Origin of the sequence: Leclercia sp. TB492 (genome assembly GCF_049974505.2) — a bacterium.
GTDB lineage: Bacteria > Pseudomonadota > Gammaproteobacteria > Enterobacterales > Enterobacteriaceae > Enterobacter > Enterobacter adecarboxylatus_C.
On sequence record NZ_CM127572.1, the window covers coordinates 2,861,418 to 2,876,004 of the forward strand.

General features: G+C 57.5%; 15 protein-coding genes. 6 read left to right on the plus strand and 9 right to left on the minus strand.

Annotated elements, in window-relative coordinates:
- Window positions 1-58 precede the first annotated feature (58 nt).
- The 4 genes from ruvC to aspS all read right to left on the minus strand — a co-directional run bounded on the left by ruvC (window position 59) and on the right by aspS (window position 3,712).
- Window positions 59-580 (minus strand): crossover junction endodeoxyribonuclease RuvC, encoded by a 522-nt coding sequence (gene ruvC, locus ACP4QI_RS13555; protein ID WP_039030827.1) that lies wholly within the window; start codon window positions 578-580, stop codon window positions 59-61.
- 34 nt (window positions 581-614) lie between these two features.
- Window positions 615-1,355: a YebC/PmpR family DNA-binding transcriptional regulator gene (locus ACP4QI_RS13560; RefSeq protein WP_032611949.1), complete on the minus strand. Its 741-nt coding sequence runs from the start codon at window positions 1,353-1,355 to the stop codon at window positions 615-617.
- 139 nt (window positions 1,356-1,494) lie between these two features.
- Entirely contained in the window at window positions 1,495-1,938 is a 444-nt protein-coding gene (gene nudB / locus ACP4QI_RS13565; RefSeq protein ID WP_142489975.1) for a dihydroneopterin triphosphate diphosphatase, read from the minus strand.
- 1 nt (window position 1,939) lies between these two features.
- Window positions 1,940-3,712: an aspartate--tRNA ligase gene (aspS, locus tag ACP4QI_RS13570; RefSeq protein WP_285128024.1), complete on the minus strand. Its 1,773-nt coding sequence runs from the start codon at window positions 3,710-3,712 to the stop codon at window positions 1,940-1,942.
- Window positions 3,713-3,951: 239 nt separating this feature from the next.
- Between aspS and ACP4QI_RS13575 the strand changes: the two genes are divergently transcribed.
- The 5 genes from ACP4QI_RS13575 to cmoB are packed head-to-tail and all read left to right on the plus strand — an operon-like array spanning window position 3,952 to window position 7,528.
- Window positions 3,952-4,518: a hydrolase gene (locus ACP4QI_RS13575; RefSeq protein ID WP_285128025.1), complete on the plus strand. Its 567-nt coding sequence runs from the start codon at window positions 3,952-3,954 to the stop codon at window positions 4,516-4,518.
- Window positions 4,515-5,333, plus strand: a complete 819-nt coding sequence (locus tag ACP4QI_RS13580) for a DUF72 domain-containing protein (protein WP_426495319.1) — start codon at window positions 4,515-4,517, stop codon at window positions 5,331-5,333. Before ACP4QI_RS13575 ends, ACP4QI_RS13580 begins: the two co-directional genes overlap by 4 nt.
- A 50-nt stretch (window positions 5,334-5,383) precedes the next feature.
- On the plus strand, window positions 5,384-5,779 hold the full coding sequence (locus ACP4QI_RS13585; RefSeq protein WP_138369354.1) for an MAPEG family protein: 396 nt from the start codon (window positions 5,384-5,386) through the stop codon (window positions 5,777-5,779).
- Window positions 5,780-5,819: 40 nt separating this feature from the next.
- Window positions 5,820-6,560: a carboxy-S-adenosyl-L-methionine synthase CmoA gene (gene cmoA / locus ACP4QI_RS13590; protein WP_142486228.1), complete on the plus strand. Its 741-nt coding sequence runs from the start codon at window positions 5,820-5,822 to the stop codon at window positions 6,558-6,560.
- A complete protein-coding gene (gene cmoB / locus ACP4QI_RS13595; RefSeq protein ID WP_142486229.1) occupies window positions 6,557-7,528 on the plus strand; it encodes a tRNA 5-methoxyuridine(34)/uridine 5-oxyacetic acid(34) synthase CmoB in 972 nt (323 codons plus the stop codon). Before cmoA ends, cmoB begins: the two co-directional genes overlap by 4 nt.
- A gap of 232 nt (window positions 7,529-7,760) precedes the next feature.
- Here the strand turns inward: cmoB and cutC are convergent, their stop codons facing one another.
- Together cutC and ACP4QI_RS13605 are read right to left on the minus strand one after the other, a co-directional pair.
- Complete coding sequence (cutC, locus tag ACP4QI_RS13600; RefSeq protein ID WP_426495318.1) at window positions 7,761-8,507, minus strand: copper homeostasis protein CutC; 747 nt, start codon at window positions 8,505-8,507, stop codon at window positions 7,761-7,763.
- Window positions 8,508-8,591: 84 nt separating this feature from the next.
- Window positions 8,592-9,152 carry a VOC family protein gene (locus ACP4QI_RS13605; RefSeq protein ID WP_231313901.1) on the minus strand — a complete coding sequence of 187 codons (561 nt, stop codon included), beginning with the start codon at window positions 9,150-9,152 and terminating at the stop codon, window positions 8,592-8,594.
- Window positions 9,153-9,326: 174 nt separating this feature from the next.
- Here ACP4QI_RS13605 and argS point away from each other — a divergent pair, with 174 nt between their 5' ends.
- Window positions 9,327-11,060 carry an arginine--tRNA ligase gene (argS, locus tag ACP4QI_RS13610; protein WP_142486232.1) on the plus strand — a complete coding sequence of 578 codons (1,734 nt, stop codon included), beginning with the start codon at window positions 9,327-9,329 and terminating at the stop codon, window positions 11,058-11,060.
- Window positions 11,061-11,205: 145 nt separating this feature from the next.
- Here the strand turns inward: argS and bglB are convergent, their stop codons facing one another.
- From bglB to flhE, 3 genes are all read right to left on the minus strand, one after another.
- The gene (gene bglB, locus ACP4QI_RS13615) at window positions 11,206-12,345 is read right to left on the minus strand and encodes a beta-galactosidase BglB (RefSeq protein WP_285128028.1); all 1,140 of its coding nucleotides are present in this window, start codon (window positions 12,343-12,345) and stop codon (window positions 11,206-11,208) included.
- A gap of 4 nt (window positions 12,346-12,349) precedes the next feature.
- Window positions 12,350-13,933 (minus strand): MFS transporter, encoded by a 1,584-nt coding sequence (locus tag ACP4QI_RS13620; RefSeq protein ID WP_142486234.1) that lies wholly within the window; start codon window positions 13,931-13,933, stop codon window positions 12,350-12,352.
- Between the two features lie 260 nt (window positions 13,934-14,193).
- Entirely contained in the window at window positions 14,194-14,586 is a 393-nt protein-coding gene (gene flhE, locus ACP4QI_RS13625; RefSeq protein ID WP_285128029.1) for a flagellar protein FlhE, read from the minus strand.
- Window position 14,587: the final 1 nt, after the last annotated feature.

Sequence of the window (14,587 nt, forward strand, 5' to 3'; positions counted from 1 at the left end):
AAAGTTACCGCTGCCATAATAAAAAAAGGCTGGATAAACATCCAGCCTGATTTCATATTTAGCGCAATCGACCGCGCGCCAGATTGAGCCGCGACTCGCTTATCTGCATCGCGTTCTGGCTGACGTGGCAGTGGGTAATGGCGATCGCCAGGGCATCGGCGGCATCCGCCTGCGGATTGGCGGGCAGTTTTAACAGGGTTCGCACCATGTGCTGCACCTGGCTTTTGTCTGCTCCACCGTTCCCCACCACGGTTTGCTTGACCTGCCGCGCGGCGTATTCAAACACCGGCAGATCCTGATTTACCGCCGCGACAATCGCCACGCCGCGTGCCTGACCGAGCTTCAGCGCCGAGTCGGCATTCTTCGCCATAAACACCTGTTCGATGGCGAAATAGTCCGGCTGGAACTGGGTAATGATCTCCGTCACGCCCGCGTAGATGAGCTTCAGACGCGACGGCAGATCGTCCACTTTGGTACGGATACAACCGCTGCCAAGGTAGGTCAACTGACGCCCGACCTGGCGGATTACGCCATAACCGGTGATGCGTGAGCCCGGGTCAATACCGAGAATAATCGCCATCACGCCTCTCCGGTTGTCGGTTTACGTTGGGCCATTACAGCGTAGCCGCAACCTCGTCGGAGATTTCACCGTTGTGGTAAACTTCCTGCACATCGTCGCAGTCTTCGAGCATGTCGATCAGACGCAGCAGTTTTGGTGCGGTTTCCGCATCCATGTCCGCTTTGGTGGACGGGATCATGGTGACTTCAGCGGCGTCGGCTTTCAGACCTGCCGCTTCCAGCGCATCACGCACCGCACCCATCTCTTCCCATGCGGTATAGACGTCAATCGCGCCGTCGTCATAGGTCACAACATCTTCAGCACCGGCTTCCAGCGCCGCTTCCATGATCACGTCTTCGTCGCCTTTCTCGAAGGAGATCACGCCTTTTTTGCTGAACAGGTAGGCCACGGAACCGTCGGTACCCAGGTTGCCACCGGTTTTGGTGAAGGCGTGACGCACTTCCGCAACGGTACGGTTACGGTTGTCGGACAGACACTCAATCATCACCGCCGTGCCGCCTGGACCGTAACCTTCATAAATGATGGTTTCCATGTTGGTGTCATCGTCGCCGCCTACGCCACGGGCGATAGCACGGTTCAGGGTGTCACGCGTCATGTTGTTGCTCAGCGCTTTATCGATCGCTGCGCGCAGACGTGGGTTGGAGCCGGCATCGCCGCCGCCCAGACGGGCCGCGGTAACCAGTTCACGAATGATTTTGGTAAAGATCTTACCGCGTTTGGCATCCTGTGCCGCTTTGCGGTGTTTAGTGTTGGCCCACTTACTATGACCTGCCATAAAAAGTTCCTCAAAATTATCCTGCGCCTTTCAGCTTCCAGATGCGTTGGCTGCGCCCGCTCACACCAGTCACTTACCGATGTAAGCTCCTGGCGATTCGCGACCTTGCCGCCTTCCTGGAAACTGAAATGCTTGGAAATTAATTAACATTGATTACAAATTCTTCAATCGCCTGCCGGTTGCTCCACGACTTGGTTAACGACGCGGCCTCGGCCGCGCTAACCCAGCGGTAGGTCAGGTGTTCAGTGAACACGATCTCCCGCTCGTGAGGAAGCGCAAGGCAGAACCAGGATTCCGTATTGCGTTCAGTCCCCGGCGCGTAGCGATGACGTAAATGGCTAAAAATTTCAAAATCCACCGTGCGCTGACAGTCCTTCAGGGTCAGTTGCTCGCGAGCAACGTCAATGGCGACCTCTTCCTTTACTTCGCGCGCGGCGGCCTGCAGCGCGGTTTCACCCTCTTCCAGGCTGCCGGTAACCGACTGCCAGAACGCGGGATCGTCGCGCCGCTGCAACATCAGCACCCGCTTCGTGTCCTGGGCATAAATGACAACTAAGACAGAAACGGGAAGCTTATATGTCATATCAGTTTTTCTCTTCCTTTTTCACCACTTCGATACCCAGCTCGCTCAGTGAGGTTGGGTTAGCAAAGCTTGGCGCTTCGGTCATCAGACAGGCAGCGGCGGTGGTTTTCGGGAAAGCGATAACGTCACGAATGTTGTCGGTACCGGTCAGCAGCATGGTCAGGCGATCCAGACCAAAGGCCAGGCCTGCGTGCGGAGGCGTACCGTACTTCAGGGCATCCAGCAGGAAGCCGAACTTCTCGCGCTGTTCCTGTTCGTTGATACCCAGAATACCGAACACCGTCTGCTGCATTTCCATGCTGTGAATACGCACGGAACCGCCGCCCACTTCGTAGCCGTTGATGACCATATCATAGGCGTTAGCGACCGCGTCTTCCGGTGCCGCTTTCAGTTCTGCCGCGCTCATCTCTTTTGCCGAGGTGAACGGGTGGTGCATTGCGGTCAGACCGCCTTCGCCGTCGTCTTCGAACATTGGGAAGTCGATCACCCACAGCGGCGCCCATTTGGCTTCGTCGGTCAGGTTCAGGTCTTTACCCAGCTTCAGGCGCAGTGCGCCCATTGAATCGGCAACCACTTTCTTGTTGTCCGCGCCGAAGAAGATCATGTCCCCGTCCTGGGCTTCAGTGCGCGCCAGAATGGATTCGACGATCTCAGCGTTGAGGAATTTGGCGACCGGGCTGGTGATGCCTTCAATGCCTTTCGCACGCTCGGTGACTTTGATGTAAGCCAGGCCTTTCGCGCCATAGATCTTAATGAAGTTGCCGTAGTCGTCGATCTGCTTGCGGCTCAGGCTCGCACCGCCCGGCACGCGCAGGGCAGCCACGCGGCCTTTCGGATCGTTCGCCGGGCCGGAGAAGACGGCGAATTCAACGTCTTTCAGCAGGTCAGCAACGTCCACCAGCTCCATCGGGTTACGCAGGTCTGGTTTGTCGGAGCCGTAGCGACGCTCGGCTTCGGCGAAGGTCATGATCGGGAAGTCGCCCAGATCCACACCTTTCACGTCCAGCCACAGGCTGCGCACCAGTGCTTCCATCACTTCACGCACCTGCTCGGCGGTCATGAAGGAGGTCTCGACGTCGATCTGGGTAAATTCAGGCTGGCGGTCAGCACGCAGATCTTCGTCGCGGAAGCATTTAACGATCTGGTAGTAACGGTCAAAGCCGGACATCATCAGCAGCTGTTTGAACAGCTGAGGAGACTGCGGCAGCGCGTAGAATTTGCCTTTATGTACACGGGATGGCACGAGGTAGTCACGTGCGCCTTCCGGGGTCGCTTTGGTCAGCATCGGGGTTTCGATATCGAGGAAACCGTGATCGTCCATAAAGCGGCGCACCAGGCTGGTGATTTTCGCACGGGTTTTCAGGCGATCGGCCATTTCCGGGCGACGCAGGTCGAGATAGCGATATTTCAGACGCGCTTCTTCGGTATTGACGTGGTTGAAGTCCAGCGGCAGTGATTCTGAACGGTTAATGATGGTCAGATCGGTTGCCAGCACTTCGATTTCGCCGGTCGCCATGTCGCTGTTGATGTTCTTTTCGTCACGCGCACGCACGGTGCCGGTCACCTGGATGCAGAACTCATTACGCAGCTCAGACGCCAGCTTTAACGCATCGGCACGATCCGGATCGAAAAATACCTGCACGATGCCTTCACGGTCGCGCATATCGATAAAGATAAGGCTGCCAAGATCACGACGACGGTTGACCCAACCACACAGGGTCACCTGCTGTCCGACGTGGGACTGACGCAGCTGCCCGCAATATTCTGTACGCATGAGATATCCCTTAACTTAGCCGCAGGCTACAAGGTCGCAGCTTTCTGTATGTCAAACTGGATGAAAAAAGGCGGCTATTATACTGGAAATTCCGCCAGACGATAAGAGAGAAGCACGCCAGACGCACGATTGCTGCTCGCATCTTGCATATTCTCACAAAAATTAACAAAAATATCAGACCCACAACATGCCTGGACGCGTAAGGTATTCCGGACGCTAACTTTTTAACAGGAACAACCATGCTTACACTCGACGCTGCCCGTACCGCCCTCGTGGTCATTGATTTACAGGAAGGGATCCTGCCCTTTGCCGGTGGCCCACACACGGCGGATGAGGTGGTCAGCCGCAGCGCACGTCTGGCAGAAAAATGCCGCGCCAGCGGCTCGCCGGTGGTGATGGTGCGCGTGGGCTGGTCTGCGGACTTTGCCGAGGCGCTGAAGCAGCCTGTCGACGCTCAGGGCGCGGCCCATGCCCTGCCGGACAACTGGTGGAACTATCCCGCGTCACTCGGCAAACGCGACAGCGATATCGAAGTGACCAAACGCCAGTGGGGTGCCTTCTACGGCACCGACCTGGAGCTGCAGCTGCGCCGTCGCGGCATTGAGACTATTATTCTGTGTGGGATCGCCACCAACATTGGCGTGGAATCCACCGCGCGTAACGCCTGGGAGCTGGGCTTTAATCTGGTGATCGCCGAAGATGCGTGCAGCACGGCCACCGCCGAGCAGCATCAGGCCAGCGTGACGCATATCTTCCCGCGCATCAGCCGCGTGCGCAGCACCGACGAGATTATCAACGCACTATGATCTATCTGGGTTTACCCCAATGGTCGCACCCGAAATGGGTGCGGCTGGGTATCAACGGTCTTGAAGAGTACGCCCGCCACTTTAACTGTGTGGAGGGTAACACCACGCTGTACGCCCTGCCGAAGGCCGAGGTGGTGGCGCGCTGGCGGGAGCAGACCAGCGACAACTTTCGCTTCTGCTTTAAATTCCCGGCCACCATCTCCCATCAGGCCGCGCTGCGAAACTGCGACGATCTCACCGAAGAGTTTTTCACCCGACTGTCACCGCTGGCCAACCGCATCGGTCAGTACTGGGTTCAGCTCCCCGCCACCTTTGGCCCGCGTGATTTGCCCGCGCTGTGGCAGTTCCTCGACGCCCTGCCCCGGGAATTTACCTACGGCGTGGAGGTTCGTCACCCTGAGTTCTTCATGAAGGGCGACGCGGAGAAAGCGCTCAATCGCGGTCTGCGCGAGCGCGGCGTCAATCGAACGATCCTCGACAGCCGTCCGGTGCATGCTGCCGTGCCGCACAACGAGGCTATTATCGACGCCCAGCGCAAAAAGCCGAAGGTGCCGGTACATGCGGTGATGACCGCCGGCAATCCGATGGTGCGCTTTATCGGCAGCGACAATATGCCGCAAAACCAGGCGCTGTTTACCGTCTGGCTACAAACTCTGGCGAAGTGGGAACAGACCGCCACACCGTACCTTTTTTTACATACTCCCGATATCGCCCAGGCCCCGCAACTGGTCGATGCTCTCTGGCAAGCCTTGCAGGCCGTGGCTCCGTCCATTGGCGACGCCCCCACCATTCCGCAGCAATCTTCTCTTTTCTGATCCCAGCCCCTATCATAGAAGTGCCATCTGCCAAAAAACAGGGAGTTTGTATGGTCTGCGCGCTGTATGCAGTGCTGGGTGCGTTACTGTTAATTAAGTTTTCGTTCGATGTTGCGCGCCTGCGGATGTTGTACCGCGTCTCTTATGGCGACGGTGGGTTTTCGGAGCTGCAAACCGCGATCCGCATTCATGGCAATGCGGTGGAGTACATCCCGGCGGCGCTGATCCTGCTGTTGTTTATGGAAATGAACGGCGCCGAAACCTGGATGGTGCATGTCTGCGGCCTGCTGCTGATCCTTGGGCGCCTGATGCATTACTATGGCCTCCATCAGCGCCTGTTCCGCTGGCGCCGCTCCGGCATGAGCGCCACCTGGTGTTCGCTTGTGCTAATGGTGCTGGCTAACCTGTGGTATATGCCGTGGGAGTTGGTTTTCTCATTGCATTAGCGCACAATACGCCCCTTTATTTTTCCCGGATTTTTACGTTATGTCAGATCGCGACACGCTTTTTTCTGCGCCTATCGCCAGTCTGGGCGACTGGACCTTCGATGAACGGGTAGCTGAAGTCTTCCCGGATATGATCCAGCGCTCGGTCCCCGGCTACTCCAATATCATCTCCATGATCGGCATGCTGGCGGAACGTTTTGTTCAGCCCGACACGCAGGTCTACGATCTGGGATGCTCACTGGGCGCGGCCACGCTGTCGGTTCGTCGTAACATCAAGCACGACGGCTGCAACATAATCGCCGTCGACAACTCCCCGGCCATGGTTGAACGCTGCCGCCGCCATATCGACGCCTGGAAAGCGCCTACCCCGGTAGAGGTGGTCGAAGGTGATATCCGTCATATCGAGATTAAAAACGCCTCGATGGTGGTGCTGAACTTTACCCTGCAGTTCCTCGAGCCCGACGATCGTCAGCTGTTGCTGGACAAAATTTATCAGGGGCTGAACCCTGGCGGCGCGCTGGTGCTGTCGGAGAAGTTCAGCTTCGAAGATGCCACCGTCGGCGAACTGCTGTTCAACATGCACCACGATTTCAAACGGGCTAACGGCTACAGCGAGCTGGAGATCAGCCAGAAGCGCAGCATGCTGGAGAACGTGATGCTGACCGACTCGGTTGAAGCCCACAAAGCCCGCCTGCACAAGGCCGGATTCGAGCACAGTGAGCTGTGGTTCCAGTGCTTTAACTTTGGCTCTCTGGTGGCGCTGAAAGGCGGTAACGCATGATCGATTTCGGTAACTTTTATCAGCTGATTGCTAAAAATCACCTCTCCCACTGGCTGGAAACTCTGCCGGGGCAGATCGCCGCCTGGCAGCGCGAGTCTTTGCACGGCCAGTTTAAGCAGTGGAGTAACGCGGTCGAGTTTCTGCCGGAGATGACCCCGTACAAACTGGATCTCCTGCACAGCGTCACCGCCGAAAGCGAAACGCCCCTGAGCGAAGGCCAGATGCTGCGTCTCGACAAGCTGATGCGCAATCTGATGCCGTGGCGTAAAGGGCCGTTCTCCCTGTACGGCATGAATATCGATACCGAATGGCATTCGGACTGGAAATGGGATCGCGTGTTACCGCACCTGTCCGATTTAACCGGACGCACCATTCTGGATGTCGGCTGCGGTAGCGGCTATCACCTGTGGCGCATGATCGGCGCAGGCGCCCATCTGGCGGTCGGGATTGATCCGATGCAGCTGTTCCTCTGCCAGTTCGAAGCGGTACGCAAACTGTTGGGCAACGACCAGCGCGCGCACCTGCTGCCGCTGGGCATTGAGCAACTTCCCGCGCTGGCGGCGTTTGACACCGTCTTCTCGATGGGCGTGCTTTATCACCGCCGTTCACCGCTGGAACACCTCTGGCAGCTGAAAGATCAGCTTGTCAGCGGCGGTGAGCTGGTGCTGGAGACGCTGGTGATTGAGGGCGATGAAAATGCGGTGCTGGTGCCGGGCGATCGTTACGCCCAGATGCGTAACGTCTACTTTATCCCGTCGGCGCTGGCGCTGAAAAACTGGCTGGCGAAGTGTGGGTTTGTTGATATCCGTATCGCGGACGTCTGCGTTACCACTACCGAAGAGCAGCGCCGCACCGAGTGGATGACCACCGAGTCGCTTGCCGAATTCCTCGACCCGAATGACAGCAGCAAAACGATTGAAGGTTATCCGGCACCAGTACGCGCGGTGTTGATTGCCACCAAACCGTAGCGTTTAGCCGGGTGGCACGCTTTATCCAAAATATTTCAAGTTGCAGCCAGGCGGCAACGCAGCGAATCCCCGGGAGCTTACATCAGTAAGTGACCGGGGTGAGCGAGGCTGCCAACGCAGCTGCAGCTTGAAATATGAAGGATAAATGGACAAAAAAAGGCCCCTGTTGAATTTGCAGGGGCCTGGTACAAACAAGCATCATATTGGGCGACATGATGCGCGGTAAAAACGGTTAGCGGCGATGATATTGTTCGATTATCGCCTTCATCTCTGCAACTGACTCGCCATCCACGCCATAGCGGGAATATTCATCCGCTTCGGCATCCGTCGACATCGACAAGCCTGTGTTGCGATAGCGCATGGGTGACGGCAACCATTTGCCTGCCGAGCTGTGAAGCTCGAATACCCCTGCCTGTAAAAACATTTCCAGGTTGGCGGCGCGAACGCCAGCACCAGCCATTATTATTGGAACACCTGATTGCGCTTTTAGTTCCTTAATTAATGAAATACCTTTTTCGGCGGAAGACTGCTGGCCGGAAGTGAGCACGCGTGCAACCCCCAGTTCCGCCAGATTTTCAAAGGCTTGCTGCGGATTTATGCACATATCAAAGGCGCGATGAAAAGTTACCGCCATCCCCTGCGCGGCGGTCATAATCTGGCGCATGCGCGGCATATCGATATGGCCGTCCTCATTCAGCAGGCCGGTCACCAGCCCCGGGAAACCCAGCTGGTTCACAAGGGCGATATCCTCCAGCATGGCGTCAAATTCGCCCGTGCTGTAGCAAAAATCCCCGCCGCGCGGGCGGATAATCGGGTGAACCGGGATGGTCACCGCCTGACGCACCGATTTCAGCACGCCATAAGACGGGGTCAGCCCGCCCTCTTTCGGGGCCGCACAGAGTTCAATGCGATCGGCGCCGCGTTCCTGCGCGGTCACGGCACACGCCATGCTGTAACAACAGATCTCCAGCAATGCCACGAAACCTCCTTATCTTCAGTTGGGTTTTGCATCATGCCATGCCGCCATACCCGCGACACGGCGTCAGCTCACAAAGTGTCGGGTTTATTCTTCACTGGCGACAATCTGTTCGATGGTCCAGGGGTGAAACTTGACGGTCACGCTGCCGTCGGTAACTGCCAGGGTCGGATTCGGCAGACGTTCGCGATCCCCTTTTGGCGAGCTGGTTTTAACAAAAATCCCGGGCTGGCTTAAGCCCTCGTCGGACAGCAGCGCCAGCGCGCGGGCATTGAGGGTGTCGGGGTCACCAGGCAGCACGATTTCGATGTGCTCCCAGCCTTCGTGGGGATAGCGTTTCTCACCCGGCCACGGCAGTTCAACTACCTCAAAGCGCCAGTGGGCGACGCAGACCGGCTCGTGCAGCTTGAACAGGCAGATCGGACGGCCATTGATGATGTTTTCAGAGAGCAGCTCGCCGCACTGCTCAAACCCGCGCCGCCAGCGATCGGCGGTGGCGTTCTGATGGCAGCGCAGGGAGATATGGTCCGCCGCGAGCGGAGCGATCTCCAGCCCCAGGCGTTCGGCAAGCGCCGTAAAGGCCGCGGTGAAACGCGGTAAATCAGCTGCAATGTCCTGCAGCTCGTCAACAGATTGCCAGTTCGCCATCATTGATACTCTTATCGTCATGCAAAAGCGTTAATTTACTCTGTTGCCCGCCTGCGACCAACCGCTGATTTGAGCCAGTGCTGACGGCAACGGGCAATTGCAGTATACTCCCGGCCTAATTTCTTTAACTGACGCGGCAGCATGATGGTCGCGTCAAAAATGTAAGGTATCCCGGTGAATATTCAGGCTCTTCTCTCAGAAAAAGTCAGTCAGGCACTGATTGCTGCAGGCGCACCTGCAGACTGTGAACCGCAGGTTCGTCAGTCAGCGAAAGTACAGTTTGGCGACTATCAGGCCAATGGCGTGATGGCAGTGGCTAAAAAACTGGGCATGGCGCCGCGACAACTCGCAGAGCAGGTCCTGACGCACCTGGATCTGCAGGGTATCGCCAGCAAAACCGAAATCGCCGGGCCGGGCTTTATCAATATCTTCCTCGACCCTGCCTTCCTGGCGCAAAACGTAGATGCGGCCCTGAAATCCGACCGTCTGGGCGTGGCGCAGCCGCAAGCGCAAACCATCGTCGTCGACTACTCCGCCCCGAACGTGGCGAAAGAGATGCACGTCGGCCACCTGCGCTCCACCATCATCGGTGATGCCTCCGTGCGCACCCTGGAGTTCCTCGGCCACAACGTGATCCGTGCGAACCACGTCGGCGACTGGGGCACCCAGTTCGGCATGCTGATCGCCTGGCTGGAAAAACAGCAGCAGGATAATGCCGGTGAGATGGCGCTGGCGGACCTGGAAGGCTTCTACCGCGATGCGAAAAAGCACTACGACGAAGACGAAGCCTTTGCCGAGCGCGCGCGTAGCTACGTGGTGAAACTGCAGGGCGGCGACGAGTACTTCCGTCAGATGTGGCGCCAGCTGGTGGACATCACCATGTCCCAGAACCAGCTCACCTACGATCGTCTGAACGTGACCCTGACCCGTAAAGACGTGATGGGCGAGAGCCTGTACAACCCGATGCTGGCCGGGATCGTGGCCGACCTGAAAGCCAAAGGGCTGGCGGTCGAAAGCGAAGGCGCAACGGTGGTCTTCCTTGATGAGTACAAAAACAAGGAAGGCGAACCGATGGGCGTCATCATCCAGAAAAAGGATGGCGGCTACCTCTACACCACCACCGATATCGCCTGCGCCAAATATCGCTACGAAACGCTGCATGCGGATCGCGTCCTCTATTACATCGACTCCCGTCAGCACCAGCACCTGATGCAGGCGTGGACCATCGTGCGTAAAGCGGGCTATGTACCGGACTCCGTGCCGCTGGAACACCACATGTTCGGCATGATGCTGGGTAAAGACGGCAAACCGTTTAAAACCCGTGCGGGCGGTACCGTGAAGCTGGCGGATCTGCTGGACGAGGCGCTGGAGCGTGCCCGCCGTCTGGTGGCAGAGAAAAACCCGGACATGCCTGCTGACGAGCTGGAAAAACTGGCGAACGCCGTCGGTATCGGTGCGGTGAAATATGCGGATCTCTCCAAGAACCGTACCACCGACTACGTATTCGACTGGGATAACATGCTGGCCTTCGAAGGCAATACCGCGCCATACATGCAGTATGCCTACACCCGCGTGCTGTCTGTATTCCGCAAGGCAGAGATTGACGAAGCCGTGCTGGCGCAGGCGCAGGTAACCATCAGCGAAGATCGCGAAGCGCAGCTGGCGGCCCGTCTGCTGCAGTTCGAAGAGACGCTGTCTGTGGTGGCCCGCGACGGTACGCCGCATGTGATGTGCGCCTACCTGTACGATCTGGCTGGCCTGTTCTCCGGCTTCTACGAGCACTGCCCTATTCTCTCCGCCGAGAGTGAAGCGGTACGCAACAGCCGCCTGAAGCTGGCGCAGCTGACGGCGAAGACCCTGAAGCTGGGTCTGGATACCCTGGGTATTGAAACCGTCGAACGCATGTAACATCGGTGTCCGGTTAATGCCTGATGGCGCTTCGCTTATCAGGCCTACAAAACCGGGTATCGAAATAACAAAAACCCGGCGCAAGCCGGGTTTGTTGTTTTGTAGCCCCGGTAAGCGCAGCGCCACCGGGGGATACCTGCCGCTATCAGAAATATTTCCGCAGATATTCCGTCAGACACAATATCGCCATCGCCTGACCGTACGGCATCGAGGTCAACGGGATCTGGCGATAGAACTCCAGATCGCTGCCCATCCCGGTACCAAATGACGTTTGCAGCAGTTCACCTTCCGGCGAGATATTCTTCACGATCCCGCGGATGGCTTTCTCGGCCACCTCCGCATACTCCGCCGCCACGTAGCGTTTGCGCACCGCTTTCAGGATCCCGTAGCTGAATCCGGCGGTGGCGGAGGCCTCCAGATAAGAGTTCGGATCGTCGAGCAGCGTATGCCACAGACCGCTCTCGTCCTGATACTTCGCCAGGGCAGCAATCTGCGCATTCAGCACCTGCACCAGATAACGGCGCACGGCGTTGTTTTCCGGCAGGTCCACCAGCTCAAGGAAATCAGGAATAACGATTGTCAGCCAGCTGTTGCCGCGCGCCCAGCGGGCGTTGGCAAAGTTGTGCTGACCGTCGTAGTTCCAGCCGTGGAACCACAGCCCGGTCTCCCGATCCATCAGGTTCTGCACGTGCAGCAGGAACTGATAGACCGCCTCTTCCACGTATTCAGGTTTATTAAGCAGTTTGCCAATCTTCGCCAGCGGCAGGACGGTCATCATCAGGGTGTCGTCCCACATCTGCTGGTGGTTCTCTTCCGCCAGGGTGATGTGCTGCATGCCGCCGTGATCGGTGCGCGGCATCTCAACCATTGCCCACTCGGCCCAGCTCTCCAGCCACGGCAGCCAGGCCGGGTTACGCGTCTCTTCATAGCGATACGCAAGGGTCAAAAACGGTGACATGGTGTTGACGTTTTTGGTGGTGGCCCCTTCGGCAAAGCGCTCGGCAAACCAGCTGTCGATGATATCGCGCATCCCTTCATCCCCGGTCTGGCAGTAATACTGCCAGATGCCGTAGAGACCGACCCCGTGCGTCCACTCCCAGCCCGCCCAGCCTTTGGTGTCGATCACGCGCCCGTCGTCCAGCCGCAGTAAAAACTCGCCGGTTTTATCGTGAATGTTCACCAGGTTATGCGTCACTTTCTGGATCAGCGCTTTCAGCTCATCTCTGGCGATAAAACGCTCTGGCTGACGCAGTAACGGGCTATGTTTGACAGGCCAAACCTTCATAATCTTAACCTCTGTTGTATGTCGAATTCAGTAAAGCACGTTCTTTCACGGACGGTGCAGCGGGTTTATTGCGATTCAGATAGCCGATGTTGTTATTGCCCCACAGGCAGTCGTACGGCATACCGGCCAGCATTTCGACCGTGGCGCGGGCCTGCGGCGTAGCGGCCTCCGGTATCGCACGGCCGGACTCACGCATTTTGGCCGTCTCTTCGCGCAGCGTGCTGTGCGTTTGTAAGTTCAGCTTAAAGCGCAGTGAGACGAGGAAGCCGCAGCACAGGACCAGAATCGTCCCCACGCTCAGGATCATCAGAATGGTGTGGCTTACCCCTTCCGGCTGCACTTTCTGCCCGCTGACAAAGCCGGACATCTGCATGACGATACCCACCAGCATGATGGCTCCCGCCTGCGACGCTTTACGGGTCAGGGTCATGATGCCGGCGAAGATGCCCTCGCGGCGTTGACCGGTGATGACTTCATCGACGTCAGCGATATAGGTGTAGGTGTTCCACGGCACGTAGTTGATCCCGCCGCGACCCAGCCCCGCCAGAGCAGAAACCAGCAGCAGCAGAGCGTAGATATCGCTCATGCCGGCGTAATAGAGCGCGGCATAGGAGATGGATGCCAGACCAAACAGCACCACCACCATGCGGTACGAAGGCGCCGGTCCAAAGCGGATGCACAGCGGGATCATGGCGATGACGGCGAGGAACTGGAAGATGGCCATGGTGCCGAGCAGGTTCGAGGCCATGGAGGCTTCCTGCATCAGGACAAAGACCACGTAGTAGGTGAAGACGGCGTTAAACACGTCCTGCGCGATGTAGCCTCCGAGGTACATCCCCAGATGCTGACGGAAAATTTTGATTCGCAGGGTAGAGCTCAGCTCAACGAACAGACGGTTCAGGCTCTGCCCGAGCGTCAGTTTTTTCTTCTCTTCTTCGGCACGCAGCGCGGCTTCGGTCCACTCTTCACGCGGACGCTCCCAGGTAAAGAACCAGACGAAGGTCAGCATCAGGGCGCAGAGCACTGAGAACACCAGGCTGGCATAGAAGAAGGAGATGGCGTTGTCTTTCCCGAAGTGGGTCAACAGAATACCCGGCAGGAAGGAGGCCAGAATGGCCGACATCTGCGCCATCGAGATACGCGCGCCGGAGAATTTGGTTTTCTGTTTAAAATCATCGGTCATCTCCGGTACCAGGGTTTCGTACGGTACCAGGATCATGGTGTAGACGATATCAAAGATCAGATAGGTCAGCAGGTAGTACCAGAAGCCCATATCCCCGACCCACATCAGCGAGTAGCTGAAGACGCACGGGATGCCGAGCAGAATAAAGAACTTACGACGGCCAAAGCGTTTGCCAAGCCAGGTGGTACCAAAGTTATCGGTCAGGAAGCCCATCAGCGGACTGACAACGGCATCCAGCACCCTTGCCGCAGCAAAGATGAAAGTGGCCTCAATCGGAGAGAGACCGCAGAAGGTAGTATAAAAATATAACAGCCAGGCAGCGGTTAGCGCTGTGGTTCCCGCCCCGAGAAAATCGCCCGATCCGTAGGCCAGATAGTTTGCGAGTCCAATTTTACGTGTTTTCATTACCGTCGACCCTGTAAGTTTCAGATGACTCCCGGTTAGCCCGGAGGGAACGGGAGTGACTACAGGGTTACAGTAAGAGTATCCCTACGCGGATACCTTTCTGTTTCTGCCACCGCCCGGCGGCAACTGGCAAAAATGCAAAGAGATTTACTACGCGCGTCACTCTTTTATAAAACAGCGTTTCTTTTGCTTCAAAAGGCGGGGTCAATTATGCGAGCCAGTCATCAGAATGGGCTGATAACTGGCGAAAAAGCGGGCAGTTAGCGGTAGTTAACGATCACCTCGTTACGCTGCACCTTCAGGGCAGGGATCAGACGGCCCCCGCCGGGTACTTCCCAGATAAAGCGCAGCGGTTCGGCGGCGGGCACATTGTTGAAGGCATTGGTGCTGCCGCTGGCGCCGTCCAGTTCGGTGCAGCGCGCCTGGGAGCATAACCGCACCCGCAGCCCGGCGGGGATTGGGCCATTCAGCTCGTAGCGCCAGACCACCAGGGTCATCAGACCGGATACCGGCTGCTTCGCCGACAGCGGACGGGACGAGGCCGCTACGCCGCGATTGTTAAGGGTCAGGCCGATACTGCTGTCCTGCCAGGCCCCCTCGCCTGCGGCCTGCGCCACCATCGGCAGCGCCAGTAACCAGAGTAGTTTACGCATT

Bases quoted from the DNA above. Each gene is read 5' to 3' on its own strand.
- ruvC (WP_039030827.1), bottom strand. From the start codon at position 580: ATGGCGATTATTCTCGGTATTGACCCGGGCTCACGCATCACCGGTTAT.
- ACP4QI_RS13560 (WP_032611949.1), bottom strand. From the start codon at position 1,355: ATGGCAGGTCATAGTAAGTGGGCCAACACTAAACACCGCAAAGCGGCA.
- nudB (WP_142489975.1), bottom strand. From the start codon at position 1,938: ATGACATATAAGCTTCCCGTTTCTGTCTTAGTTGTCATTTATGCCCAG.
- aspS (WP_285128024.1), bottom strand. From the start codon at position 3,712: ATGCGTACAGAATATTGCGGGCAGCTGCGTCAGTCCCACGTCGGACAG.
- ACP4QI_RS13575 (WP_285128025.1), top strand. From the start codon at position 3,952: ATGCTTACACTCGACGCTGCCCGTACCGCCCTCGTGGTCATTGATTTA.
- ACP4QI_RS13580 (WP_426495319.1), top strand. From the start codon at position 4,515: ATGATCTATCTGGGTTTACCCCAATGGTCGCACCCGAAATGGGTGCGG.
- ACP4QI_RS13585 (WP_138369354.1), top strand. From the start codon at position 5,384: ATGGTCTGCGCGCTGTATGCAGTGCTGGGTGCGTTACTGTTAATTAAG.
- cmoA (WP_142486228.1), top strand. From the start codon at position 5,820: ATGTCAGATCGCGACACGCTTTTTTCTGCGCCTATCGCCAGTCTGGGC.
- cmoB (WP_142486229.1), top strand. From the start codon at position 6,557: ATGATCGATTTCGGTAACTTTTATCAGCTGATTGCTAAAAATCACCTC.
- ACP4QI_RS13605 (WP_231313901.1), bottom strand. From the start codon at position 9,152: ATGGCGAACTGGCAATCTGTTGACGAGCTGCAGGACATTGCAGCTGAT.
- bglB (WP_285128028.1), bottom strand. From the start codon at position 12,345: ATGAAGGTTTGGCCTGTCAAACATAGCCCGTTACTGCGTCAGCCAGAG.
- ACP4QI_RS13620 (WP_142486234.1), bottom strand. From the start codon at position 13,933: ATGAAAACACGTAAAATTGGACTCGCAAACTATCTGGCCTACGGATCG.
- flhE (WP_285128029.1), bottom strand. From the start codon at position 14,586: ATGCGTAAACTACTCTGGTTACTGGCGCTGCCGATGGTGGCGCAGGCC.